This is a genomic window from Citrobacter sp. 172116965, from assembly GCF_013458095.1.
Lineage (GTDB): Bacteria > Pseudomonadota > Gammaproteobacteria > Enterobacterales > Enterobacteriaceae > Citrobacter > Citrobacter braakii.
In genome coordinates this window covers 4691939-4711368 of sequence record NZ_CP046673.1, presented here as the reverse complement: position 1 = coordinate 4711368, position 19430 = coordinate 4691939, and the positions used below count along the sequence as shown (strand labels likewise).

Annotated in this window: 15 protein-coding genes; 5 read left to right on the top strand and 10 right to left on the bottom strand. The window is 51.4% G+C overall.

What is annotated here, in order from left to right; translation table 11 throughout:
- Positions 1–97 precede the first annotated feature (97 nt).
- Positions 98–544: a VOC family metalloprotein YjdN gene (gene yjdN, locus GPJ68_RS22845; protein ID WP_016155401.1), complete on the bottom strand. Its 447-nt coding sequence runs from the start codon at positions 542–544 to the stop codon at positions 98–100.
- A gap of 139 nt (positions 545–683) precedes the next feature.
- Positions 684–1019, bottom strand: coding sequence for a zinc ribbon domain-containing protein YjdM (locus tag GPJ68_RS22840; RefSeq protein ID WP_003031835.1), 336 nt, complete (start codon positions 1017–1019; stop codon positions 684–686).
- Between the two features lie 539 nt (positions 1020–1558).
- On the opposite strand from GPJ68_RS22840, the gene crfC reads away from it, so the two are divergent.
- Both crfC and GPJ68_RS22830 read left to right on the top strand, forming a co-directional pair.
- Positions 1559–3916 carry a clamp-binding protein CrfC gene (gene crfC / locus GPJ68_RS22835; protein ID WP_104652210.1) on the top strand — a complete coding sequence of 786 codons (2358 nt, stop codon included), beginning with the start codon at positions 1559–1561 and terminating at the stop codon, positions 3914–3916.
- On the top strand, positions 3913–4806 hold the full coding sequence (locus GPJ68_RS22830) for a diguanylate cyclase regulator RdcB family protein (protein WP_104652209.1): 894 nt from the start codon (positions 3913–3915) through the stop codon (positions 4804–4806). Before crfC ends, GPJ68_RS22830 begins: the two co-directional genes overlap by 4 nt.
- A 30-nt stretch (positions 4807–4836) precedes the next feature.
- Here GPJ68_RS22830 and kdgT read toward each other — a convergent pair whose 3' ends face one another.
- Entirely contained in the window at positions 4837–5835 is a 999-nt protein-coding gene (gene kdgT, locus GPJ68_RS22825) for a 2-keto-3-deoxygluconate transporter (RefSeq protein WP_016155482.1), read from the bottom strand.
- A gap of 699 nt (positions 5836–6534) precedes the next feature.
- Between kdgT and proP the strand changes: the two genes are divergently transcribed.
- Positions 6535–8037: a glycine betaine/L-proline transporter ProP gene (gene proP / locus GPJ68_RS22820; RefSeq protein ID WP_016155405.1), complete on the top strand. Its 1503-nt coding sequence runs from the start codon at positions 6535–6537 to the stop codon at positions 8035–8037.
- A gap of 82 nt (positions 8038–8119) precedes the next feature.
- Entirely contained in the window at positions 8120–8209 is a 90-nt protein-coding gene (pmrR, locus tag GPJ68_RS22815) for an LpxT activity modulator PmrR (protein ID WP_016155406.1), read from the top strand.
- Here the strand turns inward: pmrR and pmrB are convergent.
- The 7 genes from pmrB to melR form a co-directional block, all read right to left on the bottom strand.
- Complete coding sequence (gene pmrB, locus GPJ68_RS22810) at positions 8203–9285, bottom strand: two-component system sensor histidine kinase PmrB (RefSeq protein WP_016155407.1); 1083 nt, start codon at positions 9283–9285, stop codon at positions 8203–8205. The genes pmrR and pmrB overlap by 7 nt on opposite strands.
- Entirely contained in the window at positions 9286–9954 is a 669-nt protein-coding gene (pmrA, locus tag GPJ68_RS22805; protein WP_047499584.1) for a two-component system response regulator PmrA, read from the bottom strand.
- 4 nt (positions 9955–9958) lie between these two features.
- Positions 9959–11596 carry a phosphoethanolamine transferase EptA gene (gene eptA, locus GPJ68_RS22800; RefSeq protein ID WP_104652208.1) on the bottom strand — a complete coding sequence of 546 codons (1638 nt, stop codon included), beginning with the start codon at positions 11594–11596 and terminating at the stop codon, positions 9959–9961.
- Positions 11597–11741: 145 nt separating this feature from the next.
- On the bottom strand, positions 11742–13079 hold the full coding sequence (gene adiC, locus GPJ68_RS22795; RefSeq protein ID WP_016155410.1) for an arginine/agmatine antiporter: 1338 nt from the start codon (positions 13077–13079) through the stop codon (positions 11742–11744).
- 127 nt (positions 13080–13206) lie between these two features.
- Positions 13207–13968, bottom strand: a complete 762-nt coding sequence (locus GPJ68_RS22790) for an AraC family transcriptional regulator (protein ID WP_180837010.1) — start codon at positions 13966–13968, stop codon at positions 13207–13209.
- Between the two features lie 315 nt (positions 13969–14283).
- Positions 14284–16551 (bottom strand): arginine decarboxylase, encoded by a 2268-nt coding sequence (adiA, locus tag GPJ68_RS22785; RefSeq protein ID WP_016155488.1) that lies wholly within the window; start codon positions 16549–16551, stop codon positions 14284–14286.
- A 277-nt stretch (positions 16552–16828) separates the two neighbouring features.
- Positions 16829–17761 carry a transcriptional regulator MelR gene (gene melR / locus GPJ68_RS22780; RefSeq protein ID WP_016155413.1) on the bottom strand — a complete coding sequence of 311 codons (933 nt, stop codon included), beginning with the start codon at positions 17759–17761 and terminating at the stop codon, positions 16829–16831.
- 269 nt (positions 17762–18030) lie between these two features.
- On the opposite strand from melR, the gene melA reads away from it, so the two are divergent.
- The gene (melA, locus tag GPJ68_RS22775; RefSeq protein WP_049259806.1) at positions 18031–19386 is read left to right on the top strand and encodes an alpha-galactosidase; all 1356 of its coding nucleotides are present in this window, start codon (positions 18031–18033) and stop codon (positions 19384–19386) included.
- Positions 19387–19430 lie beyond the last annotated feature (44 nt).

The following is a 19430-nucleotide window of genomic DNA, read 5'->3' as shown; positions in this document are numbered from 1 at the left end:
CGGATCAATGTGACGTTTTCGTTAAGGGATGGTTACTTGGTGATGAAGAGTTGAGCGATTTTTGATGACAGTACGGGAGGGCTGGCCTCCCGTTGGATTACTCTGTAGGTTGCTGCTGTTTGACGACGTTGATCATCCACGGTACGCCATACCGATCGCTCACTTTACCGAAACCATGAGCCCAGAAGGTTTCCTGCCAGTCCATTTCGATTTTTCCGTTTGCTGCCAGGTTATCAAACCAGCGTTTGCCTTCGTCGACGTTTTGCGTGTCGAGTACCAGCGTAAAGCCAGAGTAGTGGGCATTTCCGTCGGGGGCGCTATCGCTCATCATGATGTCGCTGCCCGCAACGCGCAGGTTGGCGTGGGCAATGGCGGTATCGGGGAATTTCATGCCTGAAGGGCAACCCTCTTCGCTGTTCTGCGCCGGTTTGGGCATTTCACCGAAGTTGATTTTGTAGAGTAGCTCAGCGCCTAATGTTTTTTGGTAGTAGGCGATAGCATCAGCGCAGTTGCCTGCGAAGGAGATATAGGGACTTAACGGCATAATCTTTACCTCAGGTAAAAGAAACCAGTTAAGTGTAGTTATCGTCTGCAAAAATAAGCCAGGCGGGAAGTATGAGCTTCCCGCCTGGCAGATGAGCTGGCATCGGCCTGATTGACGTAGCGTCATCAGGCAATTTGCATCAGTTCTTTTTCACAAACTCAGATTTCAGCTTCATTGGGCCAAAGCCATCGATTTTGCAATCGATGTTGTGGTCGCCTTCAACCAGACGGATGTTCTTCACTTTGGTCCCGATCTTCAACATGGAAGAGCTACCTTTTACCTTCAGGTCTTTCACTACGGTAACGCTGTCGCCGTCAGCCAGCAGGTTGCCGTTGGCATCTTTAACGATCAGTTCGTCGCTGTCCTGAGCCGGTTCAGCATCGTTCCATTCGTGAGCGCATTCCGGGCAGATGAACATGCCGTTATCTTCGTAAGTGTATTCGGAGTTGCATTGTGGGCAGTGTGGTAATGACATGTGGATTTCCTCAAAAGTCAGCAGGGGCAAATGCGCCCAAAAATGGCAGATTGCCGAAAAAGGCCGCAATTATACATAAAATCCCTGCTTTTGTCGGGACTACTGCGCGATTATGCAAAATGATCTGCTGTAAAGACCCTTTGCTTTTACCTCAATGAAAGTATGGCGGAATATTTTTTAAGGGAAATTGCTACGCTTAGGTATTTAAGATAAGGTGAGGCGAAATATCTGATATTCATAGGTAACGTTGCTTACGGATGCCTAAGCCATTGTGATTGAATATCATTGACCCCCTTAATTTTAGTAGGGGGATTACGCGGGTATTTTTTAAAACTGAACTACGCTGTTTATCTTTCTTACTTATTACATAAGTGAGAGGCATCCGGCCAGCGGTTATACGCCAAATTTATTTTAATAATATCAGTTGGTTGTTTTGATTTTAATTATTTCTACACGTAATTATAAAAGCCAAAAAATCTATAAATAAAACGATTGGGCTAAATAAAAGTAATGCCATTTGCGTTAAGGAAGAATTTTCCATGCACACACAGACAATATATGAATTAAGTCAGGAAGCGGAACGCTTGCTGATGCTCTCGCTTGAACATCTCAGGCAATTGCAAAAATTGCCTATGACGTCGTTGGATGATGTCGCGCTAAAACAAGGAGAGCATAGCAGACAGGTGGTTCAGCCTCTGCATTTCAGCGCGCGTGGCATGGATGTCCAGCAGGCAACGCTCAATAATGAACTGCGTAAGATTACGCGTCTGGAAATGGTGCTGGCGATTGTCGGTACCATGAAAGCGGGAAAATCGACGACGATTAACGCGATTGTAGGGACCGAAGTTTTACCTAATCGTAATCGTCCCATGACGGCGCTACCAACGTTAATTCGCCATACGCCGGGGCAGAAAGAGCCGGTGTTGCATTTTTCACATGTCACGCCTATCGATGCCTTAATGAAGGTTTTACAGCAGCGCGTGCGCGAGTGCGATCGCCAGCGTCTTACGCAGACCCTGGAAATTGATAAGGATATGAATGTCCTGCTGCAGCATATTGAAAACGGCGTGGCATTTGAGCGGTATTACCTTGGCGCACAGCCTATTTTCCATTGCCTTAAAAGTCTGAATGACCTGGTGCGTTTGTCAAAAGCACTGGAGGTGGATTTTCCTTTTGCCGCCTATGCCGCGATTGAGCATATTCCGGTTATCGAGGTCGAATTTGTCCATTTGGCCGGTCAGGCGAGCTATCCTGGGCAATTAACCCTGCTGGATACGCCGGGGCCGAATGAGGCCGGGCAACCGCATCTACAAAAGATGCTGAATGAACAGCTGGCGCGGGCTTCTGCGGTACTGGTGGTGATGGATTACACCCAACTGAAATCGATTTCCGATGAAGAAGTGCGCCACGCTGTCATGGCGGTCGGCAAGTCAGTGCCGCTGTATGCGCTGGTGAACAAATTCGATCAGAAAGACCGCAACAGTGACGATGAAGAGCAGGTGCGGGCATTAATTTCCGGCACGCTGATGCAAGGTGGGATTGCCCCGGAGCGAATCTATCCGGTTTCTTCGATGTGGGGGTATCTGGCGAACAGGGCGCGTCATGAGCTGATGGCTCGCGGGCGGCTGCCGGATCACCAGGTGCAACGTTGGGTACAGGATTTTGCCGAAGCGGCGCTTGGCCGACGCTGGTGCACCAACGATCTTGAGGATACGGAGCACATTCGCCATGCAGCCGATCTGTTGTGGGAGGATTCGCTGTTTGAGCAGCCGATCCAGAAAGTGATTCATGCCGCTTATGCCAATGCTTCGCTGTATGCGCTACGCTCAGCGTCGCATAAGTTATTGAACTATGCGCAAAGCGCGCACGAATATCTGGAGTTTCGCGCCCATGGGTTAACGGTTGCCTATGAAAAACTGCGGCTGAACATCACGCATATTGAAGAGGATATGCAGCAGTTAGAAGTGAGTCAGGGGCGGGTGAGTGATGAAGTCAGTCATGAGGTCGAGCTGGCGCTGGAGGCTGCCGCGGCCTATCTCAATGAGCAACAGACTGAGATTCTGTGCGGCATCAACACGTTCTTTATCAAAGAAAATGTCCTGATGATGTCACAACATGGCCAGGGGGCTGGCGTTTCCTCGGCAGAAATGGCCGGAGAAATGCTGGTGTTGCACGATGAAGGTCAGGCGAAAATCGTGCTGGATAAAATGCGCTCGTCCTGTGAAGTTGTCTTGCTGGCAGCGCAGGAAAGCATCAGCCGGGATTTAGCTCTGCGCTTTGAACAGCTTGAGTCGACGCTGTCCCGGGCGCTAAATGACGCCATGCGCCCCATTGAGCAGCGGGTGAAAGAGGAGCTGAACCACGCTGGTTTTCGTGCGCGGATCCGTTTTCCGGCGTTTAATGCGGCGATGTTTAACTTCAACACCCGCCAGTTGTTTAACGAGGCCATTGAGCAGGATATTCCGGCGGAAAATGCGCCGTCAACTGGCGGTGTGGTGCGTGATACCTTCTCTCGCTGGTTGAATCAGCCCAACTGGGGATGGAATGAGTACGTCGAAACAAAAACGCGTTATCTCATTGATATGGGTGCACTGCATAAGAACCTTGTGCACTATGTCACCCAGTTTTGCCAACAAATTCGTAAAGCTTTAGCTGCGCAGGTCGATATTTCCGTTACGGCAGGCATGGCCACGTTTTTTGCTGATTTTTCACTGTGTTTGACGCAATTACAGGCGAGCCTGCGTGAGAGTTTGACCCTGCGCCAGCAAAATGAATCTGCGGTGAATGCCTTGAACGAACAACTGCAGCATCGCATTACGACTGCGGCATGGCTTTATGAAGATTCCCGCTTGCTGCGCGACGATATCAATACCCTTTTTGCAACCGAGCACACATGACTAACGTGTTACTGGAAGGCCCCGGGCGGACGCTGGAGTGTGTCTACCCGAAGTTTATGGTCGATCTGGTTCAGGGAGATGAAACCAAACGTTCCGGCGGTTTTCTGCAACAGCAGCAGCGGCTGCGTGCGCGTCTGACGCAGGAGGTGCTATCCCAGACGCAACTGCGAGCATGGGTGTTGGCAGGCGTGTCCAGCGAGCATCTGGTGATGCGTCTAAAACTGGTGGAAAAACTGGCGGGCATGATCGATCCGGGCCATCTGGCGCTGGTACGGATCGCCGAAGGGTTGATGTTTTTACAACAAACCGAACACCCGCGTGGACTCTCCACGCCTGGTCTTCAGCAGCAGATAAATTCACTCGCTGACTGGTTTACCCAGCGCGGCGCTTATAAAGAGAAGGCGGTGACGCAACGCGGCCTGACGGTGCAAGCGGGCGAACATAGCGAGCAAATTTTTACCCGCTGGCGGGCTGGCGCGTATGACGGCTGGTCGTTACCTGGACGCTGTTTTGTGGCGTTAGAGGAGCTGCGTTGGGGAGCCTTTGGTGACGCCTGCCGGTTAGCAAATGCCGATGTGGTGTCAATGCTAAAAGACAACCTGCGAACGATGGCTGCTCAGGCGCTGGCAGACAGCGTGAATGCGGCCCCCGCCACGCGTCATTACTATCATCATTGGCTCAGCACGCCGGTTGTTGGCGGCTCGGGTGAGCACAACGATATGTTGAGCTGGCTCGGAGACTGGTGCGATGCGCAGCGTCATCCGGTGAGCTGGTCGGTGACGCAGCGTTGGCAAAATGTGGCGTTGGGCATGCCGAGATTGTGTTCGGCGAAGCGGCTGGTTGATGCGATGGTTGAGGAGATTTTTGCACCGTCCCCGCTCATCAATTGAGCAGGAACGGTGAGTGGGATAAAGGCAGGTTTAGTGGTGCAGGGAGTCTGCCGGGGTAGCCGCCGTCTCATTGACGACCGGGTTTTTATTAAAACGTTTGGCATACAGCGCGGTGATAATCGGCACCAGAATCGCGGTGACTATCACGCTGGCGGCAACCAGCGCCGTAGCGGATGCGGCAACCGGTTCAAATGCCGGGTTAATCTGGGCGATAATCACCGGGTTTGCCACTGCAGCGCCTGCTGCAGAAGAGGCTGCTACGCCTGCCGTACCGTTCCCGCCACCAATAACGCGGTCAGCAATAATCAGCGGAATACCGGTGATGACGATAACCGCGACGCCCAGCAGGATGCCCAGCAGACCCGTATCAACGATGACGCTCAGGTTAATCGTGTTGCCCAGCGCGAAGCCGAAGAACGGGATCAGCACCGGCGTGGCTTTGCTGAAGAAGGAACGCAGATCGTGATCCAGGTTACCCAACGCAAAACCAATCAGGAACGGTAATACCGCGCCGACAAAATGGTGTGGTTCGAAGGAAGCCAGACCCGCGGAGCCAAGGATCACCATGGTCATTAACGGACCGGATTCCAGAGACATCAACACAAATGCGCCAGACTCTTCTTTGGTTCCGTACTGGTTCATCAGGCTGGCGTACAAACCGCCGTTGGTCATGTCCATCGCTGAAACAATTGCCAGTACCGAAAGACCGGCAAAGAACCCGGTTTGAATACCGGTATCAGGAATAAATGAAGCAGCAATCATTGCCACTACCCATGCCACGGCTATTTTAGTTAATACCAGTGTGCCGGATTTGCGTAATACCGTGCCGGTTGCTCGTAAATCAATAGATGCACCGATACAAAAAAACCACACTGCCAGAATCGGCACCGTTCCGCTGATCATTCCTTTGGTAAACGAACCGAAATACGCGCCGGTATCCGGAGCTAACGTATTTAACACTGCGCCTAATAACAGAGGAATCAACATCATTCCGCCAGGGATGCGTTCAATCGTGGCTTTAATTTTCATAAGCGTCCTCATCTCTTGTCGCAGGTAATACACGCGAAAGAAAATAAAAATTAATAAATTCAAATGGTTACTGGTATTTCTTAACAAAGAAAACAGCTATCTCTTTGTTTTATAAAATCTAACGCGGCATACGTTGAGCGTGTTGCTGCTCCCAGGGATATTGCGTCTGGAATTAGTTTGCATTCATGGGAACATTGATTCAATCAAAATAAAACGATGTTTTAGTTATCTTCATCACATATTCCGAGCAAAAGTTCCTGAGTGCTCTGATTATTAAAAAAGCTGTGATCTTTTTGTGAAGAGATTGGGTGGGTTTTTGGCTAGCAGAATAATAGTGACTGTTGTGATTGTTGGTGCAACAAAGCGATTTATTCTTGTATTTAATTGCCAGAAAATCGCAAGCATTACATGTAAAAAAGTTGACTAAGAATGACCTGATTTACGCATGTTGACGAAATGGAAATCTATATGTGAAGTTGATCACAAATTTAAACACTGTTAGGGTAAAGAGGTCATTAACCGCCCAATCAGGCGTCAACAGGTTCGGTTGTACTGCTCGTTTCTCGTCAGTGTAAGTAAACCTGCTACGCTTGTTACAGGGAATGCGTCTGTGCATTCCCCGCTCGGTGATGACCTTGACGCAGGGGCGTTGAGGGACTCGATCTGTAGCGTGACAGGGCTAAGTCTATGAGGACGAGTATGCTAAAAAGGAAAAAAATAAAACCAATTACGCTGCGCGACGTTACCATCATTGATGACGGTAAACTGCGAAAAGCCATTACCGCGGCGTCGTTAGGTAATGCGATGGAGTGGTTTGATTTTGGTGTTTATGGGTTTGTTGCTTACGCATTAGGTAAAGTGTTCTTCCCGGGGGCTGACCCCAGCGTACAGATGGTTGCTGCACTTGCCACCTTCTCTGTTCCCTTTCTGATTCGACCGCTTGGCGGATTGTTCTTCGGTATGCTTGGCGATAAATACGGTCGTCAGAAGATCCTCGCTATCACCATTGTGATTATGTCGATAAGTACCTTCTGTATCGGTCTCATTCCCTCGTATGCCTCGATTGGTATCTGGGCGCCGATTCTGCTGTTGCTGTGTAAAATGGCGCAGGGGTTCTCGGTCGGCGGAGAGTATACCGGGGCGTCGATTTTTGTCGCAGAGTACTCGCCAGACCGTAAGCGCGGATTTATGGGCAGCTGGCTGGACTTCGGCTCGATTGCCGGGTTTGTGCTGGGTGCGGGCGTGGTAGTCCTGATCTCAACTATTGTCGGCGAAGAAAACTTCCTTGAGTGGGGCTGGCGTATTCCGTTCTTCCTGGCGCTACCGTTAGGGCTTATTGGTCTGTACCTGCGTCATGCACTGGAAGAGACTCCGGCGTTCCAGCAGCACGTGGATAAACTGGAGCAGGGCGATCGTCAGGGACTGCAGGACGGTCCGAAGGTGTCGTTTAAAGAGATTGCGACCAGGCACTGGCGCAGCCTGCTGGCATGTATTGGTCTGGTGATTGCCACCAACGTCACCTACTACATGCTGCTCACCTATATGCCGAGCTACCTGTCGCATAACCTGCATTACTCTGAAGACCACGGCGTGCTGATTATTATCGCCATCATGATTGGTATGCTGTTTGTGCAGCCGGTGATGGGTCTGCTCAGCGACCGCTTCGGGCGCCGTCCGTTTGTGATTATGGGCAGTATTGCGCTGTTTGTGCTGGCTATTCCGGCATTTATTCTGATTAACAGTAACGTCATCGGCCTGATTTTCGCTGGGTTGCTGATGCTGGCGGTGATCCTCAACTGCTTTACCGGGGTGATGGCGTCAACGTTACCAGCGATGTTCCCGACGCATATTCGCTACAGTGCCCTGGCCGCAGCGTTTAATATCTCGGTATTGGTCGCTGGTCTGACACCGACGTTGGCCGCATGGCTGGTGGAAAGCTCGCAGAATCTGATGATGCCTGCTTATTATCTGATGGTGATTGCGGTGATAGGTTTAATTACCGGCGTGACCATGAAAGAGACGGCTAATCAGCCGCTGAAGGGGGCTACGCCTGCCGCTTCGGATATTCATGAAGCGAAAGAGCTCCTCGGCGAGCACTACGATAATATTGAGCATAAAATCGAAGATATCGATCAGGAAATTGCTGAGCTGCAGCTTAAGCGTACGCGCCTGGTGCAGCAGCATCCGCGGATTGATGAGTAATCATGTGATTTATCATATCCACTTAAGGTTGGCTTAATCTGTGTCAGGCAAACTCTCCTCCAGAGTATCGGAGGAGAGTGTCATGAAAAACCGCATTTATGAAAGTTTGACCACCGTGTGCAGCGTGCTGATCGTCAGCAGCTTTTTGTACGTTTGGGTGAGTTCTTACTGACCTTTCGCTAATTCCACCCAAGCGCGAGTGCCGGTGGTTCCCTGACGATTTTGCAAATAGAAATGCCCGTGATGTAACTGGGTGATACGACTGACAATGCTCAGCCCCAGCCCAATCCCGCCAAAACGGCTGTCCATACGCACAAACGCTTTACTCAGCTCCCCGCATTTACTCTCATCAATGCCTGGGCCTTCATCTTCGACGGCGATAACGGCATCATGCTCTGTATTCAGGCTAATCGTAATATGGGTGCCTTCCGGGCTGTAACGATGCGCGTTCTCCACCAGATTTCGCAGCAGCATTCGTAATAGCGTCGCATCGCCACGTACGACAACGTCCGCCGTGCTTTGCGGTAGGAGCAGCGTCTGCTGACGCTGGTCCAGCATGGTGCTGAGTTCATCGTAGGAGGGCAAAATCACGTCCTCCAGCAGTTTGACGTGCTGGTAGCTCCCGGCCGAGAACGACTGTCCAACGCGGGCGAGTTGCAGCAGTTGCGACACGCTGTCCATCATTTGGTCAAGGCGGGCAATTAACGGTGAAACGTCGACCTTATGGGTTTTGGACAGTAATTCCAGATGCAGGCGAACGCCTGACAACGGGGTGCGCAGTTCGTGGGCGACATCGGCGGTAAATAAGCGTTCGTTTTCAATGGTGCTCGTCAGCCGCGTCACCAGCTCGTTGAGCGCTGAGACGACCGCCTGGATCTCAACGGTTGAACTATGAACTTCAATCGGAGCAAGGTTATCGGCTGCCCGCGTTTCTAACTCTTTTTGCAGATCCGCCAGCGGGCGAGTAATACGCCGCACTGCCTGGTAGCAAATCAGCAGCGTCAGGCTGACCATAAAAATACCGGGGACGATCAGACTGGCGATGGCCTCGCGGATTTCATGCAGGATGTGGCGATCGTTGTTACGATTTTCGCGTAACGCCTGTTCGAATAGCTGTATTTGTTCGGTGCTTTCGTGCCACAACCAGAAGGTGCTAATCAACTGGAAGACCAGCAGAATAAGACCGATGGTCAGCATCAGGCGATGACGCAGCGGGAGCGGTTTTTTTAGATATTGCAGTAGCTTCACTTAGCTTTCCTCAGTGGCAACCAGCATATAGCCAAATCCCCTGACTGTGCGGATACGTGCTTTACCCACTTTGTCCCGCAGGTTGTGAATGTGCACTTCCAGCGTATTGGTCGACGGTTCGTTATCCCAGCTGTAGATGTCGTTATACAGGATCTCCCGGTGTACCGGGCTGCCCGCCTTAAGCATCAGGCGCGACAGGAGTGCGTATTCTTTCGGCGTTAAGATAACTTCTTGTCCATCCATCCACACCTGGCGACGACCGATATTCAGCGTCAGGTTACTGACAATGAGTTCACTTTCACCCTGATTGTTATGACGACGCAGCAGCGCCCGGATGCGGGCATGCAGTTCTTCCAGTGCGAACGGTTTGACCAGATAGTCATCGGCGCCAACGTCTAGCCCGCTGACCCGGTCTTTCACCGTATCGCGGGCGGTGAGGATAAGCACTGGCACGGTGTATTTTTTCTGTCTGATGCGGTTCAGGAAGTGCAGGCCGTCTTCATCCGGTAAGCCCAGGTCCAGAACCACCAGACTGTAATGCCCGGTCTCCAGACACTGCTCCGCGGCACGGGCCGTTGATACGCCGTCGCAGGCATAGCCTTCTGTTTGCGCGGCGAGTATCAGTCCCTGTAATAACAACGTATCGTCTTCAACAATCAGAATTTTCATTCGTTTAGCCTCCCCGGCAGGGTTGCAGAATATCATCTGCCGCCTGATATTTCTGTGTTTGCACGCCTGTTAATCCCAGCAGGGTTGAGAAGAAATTATCCTGTGAGAAGTCCTCTGAGCCTGCCCGTTTTTGCAAACATGTCTGAGAGACTTGATAGCGTTGCTGATAATCTTCTGAGAGCCACAGCAGCATCGGCACATGTTTTTGCGTATCTGGCGCAATCGAATACGGCAGGCCGTGTAAATAGATGCCATTTTCCCCTAAGGATTCACCGTGATCGGAAAGGTAGACCAGGCTGGTGGTGAAATTATCCTGATGCTCTTTCAGTATATTGATTGCTTTATCAACAATATAGTCGACGTAAAGAATGGTGTTGTCATAGGTATTGACCAACTGTTGCTGTGAACAAGTCTGGATTTCGTTGGTGTCACAGGTTGGCGTAAATTTCTTGAACTGCGCAGGATAGCGGTTGTAATAGGTCGGACCGTGGCTGCCGATGGTGTGCAGCACAATCACGCCGTCGCCTTGCAGGTTATTAATGTACTCTTCCAGCCCGTGGAACAGCACGTCATCGTAGCATTCCCCGTCAATACACTGCCCTGGCAGGTTCAGCTTAGTCATATTCTGGTGCGGTACCCGGTCGCATGCCCCTTTGCAGCCGCCGTCGTTATCGTTCCACAGAACGTTAATTCCCGCCCGCTGAATAATGTCGAGTACGCCTTCCTGATGCTGCGCCAGTTCTTCATCGTAGTGCGCGCGTGGCATTCCCGAGAACATGCAGGGGACAGATACTGCCGTTGCCGTTCCGCAGGATGTGGTGCGGGGGAAATAGACCACATCATCTTTTTCCAGCAACGGGTTGGTCTGGCGCGAATAGCCTGACAGCGAGAAGTTATCGCCGCGTGAGGTCTCGCCGAGCACCACAATCGTCAGGTTCTTACGCTTTTCTTTCACCATCAACGGATTGCGATGGGCGTCTTCGCCAATGCGTACCAGCGGCAGGTGGGCCAGCCTCTGGTGTGAATACCAGGAAGAGGTCGCCACAATGCTGTTGGATGGGCTGAGGGATTTCACCAGTTCTTTATTGTTGCGAAACAGTGAGGCGTAATCTTTGTAGAAGAACGCGGCGACCAGCACGATCAGCAGCGCGGAGATCAGAATATTCGCGCCACGGAACAGTACGCTGCGCATGGCCGGGGCGATCGGTTTGATTCTTATCCAGCAGGCAATGAGCGCGGCGAGAATGCCGCTCACTCCGAGCGTGATGAGCATTTGCGGCGTCAGCAAAGCAAAGGTTTCGGCGGGTGTGGTGTCCATCATATTGGCGATCATCGAGCGGTCAATGATGATGCCGTAGGTCATGATGAAATATTGGGCCGATGCGCCAACCAGAATGAAAACGCAGGCCACCAGGCGATTAAGCCACAGGAATGAGGCCAGCGTCAGCACAATGTTCATGACGCTGAAAGCGACGACCGGCATCGACAAAAACACCAGCAGGTTGCGCACGGAATCCAGGGGCAGTTCTTGCAGCACTTGTTTATAGAACGCAATGTTCAGGAAAGTCGCAAGATAAAATGAGATCAGGAGAAGCCAGCTGATTAGCCCGAGAGTGGGTCTTTTAAACAGGTGCTTTAACATTAAGGGGGTTCCATCGACTAAGTGGTACAAATCCTCTCAAAGTAAAATTAAGCCAACCTTAAGTTCTTAATGTTGATTTCAGGAATCACGGGGGGCGGCGTTGGCCCGATGGCCTTACACCATCGGGCAACGACGACTGTTTGCGTTAGTTATTGTTTACCGGAGCATCCAATGGATATGGGTTTTTATGGATCCGATTGTAGTTCAGTGCATACAGCGCGGTGATGATCATCAGCGTGACGAATGACCACATCACCTCTTTGGCACCGGAACCGACAACCGCCCAAATGCAGTAAACAAAAGCGATAAAGGTCACCAGTAAGTACATCGGACGCGCTTTACCAAAGTGACCATGGCCGAGCAGCAGCAGCGCGGCGCAGGTGTACAGATACGGCACCAGCGTGAAGATAACGGAGACCGAAGAGACCAGACCAAACTCTTTCGCAGCGTTTGGCGACATGCTGCTGAACTGGAAGATGGTCATCAGAACGCCGACGATAATTAACCCGGCTACCGGCGTACCGGCTTTGTTAACGCGGGCAAAAATCGGTGGGAACAGGCCGTCATCGGCTGCCGCTTTGGCGGTTTGCCCGGCAAGCAGCGTCCAGCCGCCCAAGGAACCCAGGCACCCGGCCGCGGCACAGAAGGAGACAATCGCCCCTGCGGTGTCACCCAGCGCCATGCGTGCGGCATCACCGAACGGGGAGGCTGAAACACGCAGCGCCGCGTTAGGGATCATACCCATAATCGCCGTGGTGGAGAGCACATAGCAAACGGCGGCAATCAGCACGCCGCCCATGGTGGCGATAGGCACGTTACGTTTGGGATTTTTAACCACACCTGCCGCGACGGAGGCGCTTTCCACGCCGATAAATGACCACAAAGTTACGTTCAGAGTGCTTTGAATCGCACCGAAGGTGTTCATGCCGCTGACGTTCCATGCCGCCATATAGGTTTCACCCCGGAACCAGAACCAGCCGAAGACGGCAATACCGACAATTGGCACCAGCGCCAGTACCGTTGCGACGGCCTGTACACGGGTGATCATTTTCGGTCCGACAATGTTCAGCAACACGAAGATCCACAGCACCACGACGCAGGTCAGCGTCAGGACCAGCGGATCTTTTAAGATGGGGAAGAAGTAGCTCAGGTAACCGACGCCAATAACCACCATGGCAATGTTACCAATCCAGCAAGCCAGCCAGTACAGGACGTTGGTCTGGTAGCCCAAAAAAGGACCGAAACAGCGGCGGGCATAAGCGTAAGAACCACCGGGACTGGAGTCTAAGGACGACATTTTCGCGTACACCATCGACAGCGCCAAAGCACCGATAATAGTGACCAACCATCCGTAGATTGCAATCCCGCCAGTTGACGCAAGGTTTGCGGGTAGCAGGAATACACCGGAACCCATAATATTCCCCGACACCATAAGGGTGACGGGGATTAAGCCCACTTTGTGAGCATCAGCATCCGTCGACATATTTAGTAACTCCTGATAAGGATAAATGACGTCTTATCATACCTCTTCAGAAGACTATTTTATGATGGCGGACTGGGGGTATCGCTAATGCTGATATTATTATGGCTTATCGCTAACTGATTAAAAATCAGGCAGCGGATGGCTCCCTATGTTGACTGACATAATGCAGAGGCGTCATCCCATAGAACTCTTTGAATACGGAAATAAAGTACGAGGTACTGTTATATCCGCACAGTTGAGAGACCTGGGAAATGTTTTTGCCATCCATCAATAATTGATTGACGGCATAACGCATGCGACACGTGGTAATTATTTGGCTGTAACTTGTATTTTCACTTTTGAGCTTTTTCTTTAACAAACTGGGGCTCAGGCATAAGCAACTGGCAACCATGCTTAAATTCCAGTCTTTATGTATATCGCTCTCAATAATGTGATTAACGCTGTCGCTGATACGACTGCGTAGTATATGCATGAGCAGAGAAATAAACTTTTTGCTGCCGAGAAAGCGTGATAACACCGTGAACAGTAGCGAGCGCGTGCGCACACTTTCACCTTCGTCCATTGTGTCCATTACGCTATATTGGGCAGCCACCCGGAAGACATCCGGCGTCAGACAGACGGCGGTCATTACTGGGTTGGCACTGCGTTGCCAGAGTGGGATCTGTGAAAGGTCTTTATTTAAAAAACGTAGATAGTCTTTAATGATATCACGGCTGATATGTACGACCAGTGCGTTATTAAGTGATGAGAAATCGATAATATTATTATCGCATGCTACCAGCGCCATATGATTAGCTTTTAAGCTGATGGCTTCTTTACCGTTAATCCTTAACCAAACATCCTTCTCCGTTAATACAACAACACAAGCTGCTCTGCTGCAAACCCTCATACCCAAACTCCAGGAATATGAACATAAAACACCGTAGCTCACCATCAGATGAACCGTATCGGCTAAATTGAAATTGTATGATGAATCCAGGACCGCATTAAAATAACGTGTCTGAAATTAATTACAATGTTTGGTGGGATTTTTCTTATGTACACTTTTTTTTACGCAAGTGGAAACGTGATAATTGCGTATAAAAAAAGCGCGGGGTGGTCCCGCGCAAAAAGGTATGACAATGTTATTGTTTTGCAGCAATACTCAGGAATTACTCAAGCATGACATGTCTACCTTAAAAATCGGACTATCTATAAAGTGACATTATGCTTTCACGCACATGACGTGATATACACCGTCAATAATTTCCGTTCCTTCGGTTTCATGTTCAAATCCAGGGAAGTGGTGGTCCCAGGACTGCAACGAACGTAGATAACTAATCTGCGGGCTATTGGCGTCGCCAAAGTTTTCCCCGGACAGCAGCATTGGAATTCCCGGTGGGTAAGGAATTACGGAATTCGCAGCTATACGACCCGGCAGATTTTCAATGGCCACCATCTCAACGTTATCGCTGACTATCGCGTTATAGGCTTCACGCGGGGTGATTTCAGCAACAGGCAGGCCGGAGTAGGCCGCGTTGAGTCGGCTGCCAGGGTTGTTCTCTTTCAGCCAGGCAAACATGGTGTCGCCCAGATCGTGAATGCCCATGTTGGCGTAAGTGTCAGGATGTTCCTCAACCAGTTCTGGCATCACCTGCGCCAGCGGTGTATTGGCATCGTAATGGTGTTTGAATGAGCACAGGGTATTGATCAGCGTGCCCCATTTCCCACGGGTAATCCCCATTGAGAACAGGAACATAATCTGGAAATCGGTGGTACGGGTCGGTACGATACCGTGGCGGCCAAGCCAGGCGGTGACCAGCGCTGCCGGTACGCCGCTCTCTTCCAGTTCGCCATCATCGCCCATCCCCGGCGCCAGAATACTGACTTTGATTGGGTCCAGCATGCTCCAGTTATCCGGCAGGTCTTTAAACCCGTGCCAGGATTCACCCGGACGCATCACCCAGCAGTTCTGGTCAGTGGTCAGGAGTTGGGTTGGCGCATCGGCAAAGTCATAGGTTTTGCCGGTTTGCGGGTCAGTTACCACTTCTTTGTTCCACGGTTTGAAGAACCAGTCGCCTTCGGCGGAAAATTCTTTGTACAAACGCGCCATGGCCTGACGGAAATCGACCGCTTCGTCGATCACTTCCTGAGTGAGCGACAGACCGCTGTTGCCGTCCATCATGGAGACCGCCACGTCGTTTGATGCGCAGATGGCATACAGCGGGGAGGTGGTGGCGTGCATCATGTACGCCTGGTTAAAGCGGGAGAAGTTCACGGCCCCACGACCTTCACGGACGTGAATGTAAGACGCCTGAGAGAGCGCGTTCAGCAGTTTGTGGGTCGAGTGGGTCGCAAAAACGGTAGGACCGTTATGATCGCCCGGCGCGCCACGCATAGCGTAGTGATCGGCATAAATTGGGTTAAAGCGGGCATAGCCGTACCAGGCCTCATCGAAGTGGATGCGATCGCTGGTTTGCGCGAGCAGGTCCTGGGCCTCTTTGGCGTTGTAGCAAACACCGTCATAAGTACAGTTGGTCACAACGCTGTAAGACGGTTTTTGCCCGGCCTTGCCCTTGGTCAGCGGGCTTTCGCTGATTTTTTTCTGCAATGTTTCAGGTTGCATTTCTTGCGGGTAGATAGGGCCGATAATGCCGTACCGGTTGCGACTTGGCACCATGTACACCGGTTTTGCGCCGGTGAGGATCAACCCCTGCTCGATAGATTTGTGGCAGTTACGATCCAGCACCACGACGTCGTTGTCGGTCATACAAGCCTGCATGATGGTGCGGTTAGAGCCGGAAGTCCCGACCACTACGGACCAGGAGCGGTCAGCGCCAAACACGCGGGCGGCATATTTTTCGCTCTCGCCAAATGCGCCGGTATGATCCAGCAGTGAGCCGAGCGATGCGCGTTCAATACCCATGTCGCTACGGAATAAGTTTTCACCGTAGTAATCATGGTAAAAACGACCCGCCGGCGTTTTGGTAAATCCGACACCGCCCTGGTGACCAGGCGCCGCCCAGGAGTATTCATGGATGTCGCCGTACTTCATCAGCGCGCTGAACAGTGGCGGCAGAAGCTGCTGGCGGTAACGGGTCATCGCCGCAACGGCACGTCCGGCGATAAAGTCTGCGGTATCTTCCATAATCCAGGCGAATTCATCGACAAGCTCCAGCAGGTCGCGATCCAGCGATGCGGTGGCTTTTTCGCGATCGCCCAGCAGGAAAACGGGAACGTTTTGCTGGCGCTCGTGGAGCTTGCCGATCAATTGCCTGACGTTCAGGTGCTCGTCTTGTTGTTCCATTTGATAGCTGAACATCAGGCAATCAATGGCTTCATTAGCGGCGAGGATTGCGTAACCATCGTCGAATGAGGTGGACTTAATGACGGTAACATTTTGGCGGTTTAACGCGTCAGCCAGACGTTCGACAGCGCTACCGACCCAGGTGTCCTGATGCAGAAACTCACTTTCAACAATTAATACTTTCATCATCTTTTACCCGGTTGTGGAAAGGTTGCAATTTATGGATTGCAGACACACCGTATGAATGTGACGCAGGCAAGTATTATCCTGACAAAATGGGCTGTAAAGCGGGTGATAAATAGTCTGATTTGTGTTTAATTTGTTTTTAAACAAATAGTTATGTTTGCTTATTGGCGATTTTTCACCGCTGTTTATCGACAGGGGGAATATTTTTTTGGCTGATACTGATATCGGCGAACGATAGGGATCGTAGGCTGGAGTAACGCCGGTGGTTTCTGGCTGCTCAGCCAGCCATTGTTTGCCGGCGCTGCTGGCTCAGTTTGCGGTACTGCTGCGGCGACATGCCGACAAACTTGCTGAAGGTGTCATAAAAACGGCTGCTGGATCGGAATCCGGCGGTCAACGCGACGTCAAGAATGGTTTTATCGGTATCGCTAAGCAATGCGCGGACGTGATTGATCCGCATTGCGGTGATGTACTGCTTCATGGTGAGTTGCATCACGCGCTGGAAAATCCCCATCGCGTAGTTGGCGTTGAGCTTCACGTGTTCCGCGACGTCGTTGATAGTGAGCACCTGATCGTAGTTATCGGCAATAAAACTCAGCATCTGGCTTACGTAAAACTGGGCGTGCCGCGAAACGCTGTTTTTGTGCGTCCGCGAAGTTTTATTGACCAGGATTGGCTGCCAGCCGGAAAGGCTAAACCGCTTGAGCATCAGACCAATTTCATCAATGGCGAGCTGGCGAATTTGCTCGTTCGGGTTGCTCAGCTCCTGTTGCCAGCGTTGAACTTCAAAGGTGCTTAGCTGCTGCGACGCCAGCGATTTGATGACCATGCCATGGGTAACGTGGTTGATCAGTTCGCGATCCAGCGGCCAGGAAAGGAAAAGGTGCATCGGTAAATTGAAGATAGCCATGCTTTGGCAACTGCCCGGACGCGTGAGCTGATGCGGCGTACAGGCCCAGAAAAGCGTAATGTGTCCCTGTTTTATCTGCACCACTTCGTTGTTGATAAGGTACTCAACGTCGCCATCAAACGGCACATTAATCTCCACCTGCCCATGCCAGTGGCTGGCAGGCATAGCATGCGGTGAGCGCAGCTCAATATCCATCCGTTGATATTCTGAGTACAGCGACAATGGGCTGCGGGTTTGCTCTTCATCGCTGCTGCACATGTGCGGATCGGGGGGAAGAGGCGATGTCGGTAATGTACTCATGGTTGCTCCATTTCCTGAATTATCAGAATCATGTCATTTGCTGCGCATTAAGGCTGAGAATCAGGACACAAATCGGACCGATATCATTGAGCATAGCGAGATTTTGGGGCCGCATACTCTGCTTTTTGTGCAATTTTGTCCCATAAACTCAGATCCAGTATGGGGCAAAGAGGCGATCTGAGTTTATGGGAATGCTCGCCAGGGAAGTCGGAAGTTTTCATCTATGCGCTGTGCCACCATGACTGTGTTCACTAATGTTCTGGAGAGTCATGATGTCTGCACCCAAAATTACCTTTATCGGCGCCGGTTCCACGATTTTCGTCAAAAATATCCTCGGGGACGTCTTTCATCGTGATGCGCTGAAATCTGCGCATATCGCCTTGATGGACGTCAATCCTACTCGGCTGGAAGAGTCACACATTGTGGTGCGTAAGTTGATGGACTCAGCGGGCGCGTCCGGGCGTATCACCTGCTATACCGATCAAAAAGCGGCATTACAGGATGCTGATTTTGTGGTGGTCGCTTTCCAGATTGGTGGTTATGAACCCTGTACCGTCACCGATTTTGCGGTGTGTAAACGTCATGGTCTGGAGCAGACGATTGCCGATACGCTGGGGCCAGGCGGCATTATGCGCGCGCTGCGCACTATCCCGCATTTATGGCAGATTTGTGAGGATATGACCGAAGTCTGCCCGCAGGCCACCATGCTTAACTACGTTAACCCGATGGCGATGAACACCTGGGCAATGTATGCGCGCTATCCGCATATTAAGCAGGTTGGATTGTGTCACTCGGTGCAAGGGACAGCGGAGGAGCTGGCCCGCGATTTGAACATCGACCCGGCCTCTTTGCGCTATCGCTGCGCCGGGATCAACCATATGGCGTTTTATCTGGAACTTGAGCGTAAAACGGCTGACGGTGCTTATGTGAATCTCTATCCGGAGCTGCTGGCGGCCTATGAATCTGGTCAGGCGCCGAAACCGAATCTTCACGGTAATACCCGTTGTCAGAACATTGTGCGCTATGAAATGTTCAAAAAGCTGGGCTATTTCGTCACTGAGTCGTCGGAGCATTTCGCGGAATATACGCCGTGGTTTATCAAACCAGGGCGTGAGGATCTGATTGAGCGCTATAAGGTTCCACTGGATGAGTATCCAAAACGCTGTGTGGAACAGCTGGCGAACTGGAACAAAGAGCTGGAAGAGTACAAAACGGCGGCGCGGATCGAGATTAAACCGTCACGTGAATATGCCAGCACTATCATGAACGCTATCTGGACCGGTGAACCGAGCGTGGTGTATGGCAACGTTCGCAATGACCATCTGATCGATAACCTGCCGCAAGGCTGTTGCGTGGAGGTGGCTTGCCTGGTCGATGCGAATGGTATCCAGCCAACGAAGGTGGGTACTCTCCCGTCACATTTGGCGGCCATGATGCAAACCAATATCAATGTTCAGACCCTGCTAACGGAAGCCATACTGACGGAAAATCGCGATCGCGTTTATCACGCGGCGATGATGGATCCGCATACCGCCGCGGTATTGGGGATTGAGGAGATTTATGCGCTGGTGGACGACCTGATCGCGTCTCATGGCGACTGGCTGCCGGCCTGGTTACACCGTTAACACACCATTACGCCGGGCAGAGCATCCGGCGTTTAACCTCTGAC

What these genes read in the sequence shown, in the direction of transcription:
- crfC (WP_104652210.1), top strand. Translation starts at nt 1,559, where the DNA reads ATGCACACACAGACAATATATGAATTAAGTCAGGAAGCGGAACGCTTG.
- pmrR (WP_016155406.1), top strand. Translation starts at nt 8,120, where the DNA reads ATGAAAAACCGCATTTATGAAAGTTTGACCACCGTGTGCAGCGTGCTG.
- adiA (WP_016155488.1), bottom strand. Translation starts at nt 16,551, where the DNA reads ATGAAAGTATTAATTGTTGAAAGTGAGTTTCTGCATCAGGACACCTGG.
- GPJ68_RS22790 (WP_180837010.1), bottom strand. Translation starts at nt 13,968, where the DNA reads ATGAGGGTTTGCAGCAGAGCAGCTTGTGTTGTTGTATTAACGGAGAAG.
- melA (WP_049259806.1), top strand. Translation starts at nt 18,031, where the DNA reads ATGATGTCTGCACCCAAAATTACCTTTATCGGCGCCGGTTCCACGATT.
- GPJ68_RS22830 (WP_104652209.1), top strand. Translation starts at nt 3,913, where the DNA reads ATGACTAACGTGTTACTGGAAGGCCCCGGGCGGACGCTGGAGTGTGTC.
- yjdN (WP_016155401.1), bottom strand. Translation starts at nt 544, where the DNA reads ATGCCGTTAAGTCCCTATATCTCCTTCGCAGGCAACTGCGCTGATGCT.
- melR (WP_016155413.1), bottom strand. Translation starts at nt 17,761, where the DNA reads ATGAGTACATTACCGACATCGCCTCTTCCCCCCGATCCGCACATGTGC.
- adiC (WP_016155410.1), bottom strand. Translation starts at nt 13,079, where the DNA reads ATGTCGACGGATGCTGATGCTCACAAAGTGGGCTTAATCCCCGTCACC.
- kdgT (WP_016155482.1), bottom strand. Translation starts at nt 5,835, where the DNA reads ATGAAAATTAAAGCCACGATTGAACGCATCCCTGGCGGAATGATGTTG.
- proP (WP_016155405.1), top strand. Translation starts at nt 6,535, where the DNA reads ATGCTAAAAAGGAAAAAAATAAAACCAATTACGCTGCGCGACGTTACC.
- eptA (WP_104652208.1), bottom strand. Translation starts at nt 11,596, where the DNA reads ATGTTAAAGCACCTGTTTAAAAGACCCACTCTCGGGCTAATCAGCTGG.
- GPJ68_RS22840 (WP_003031835.1), bottom strand. Translation starts at nt 1,019, where the DNA reads ATGTCATTACCACACTGCCCACAATGCAACTCCGAATACACTTACGAA.
- pmrA (WP_047499584.1), bottom strand. Translation starts at nt 9,954, where the DNA reads ATGAAAATTCTGATTGTTGAAGACGATACGTTGTTATTACAGGGACTG.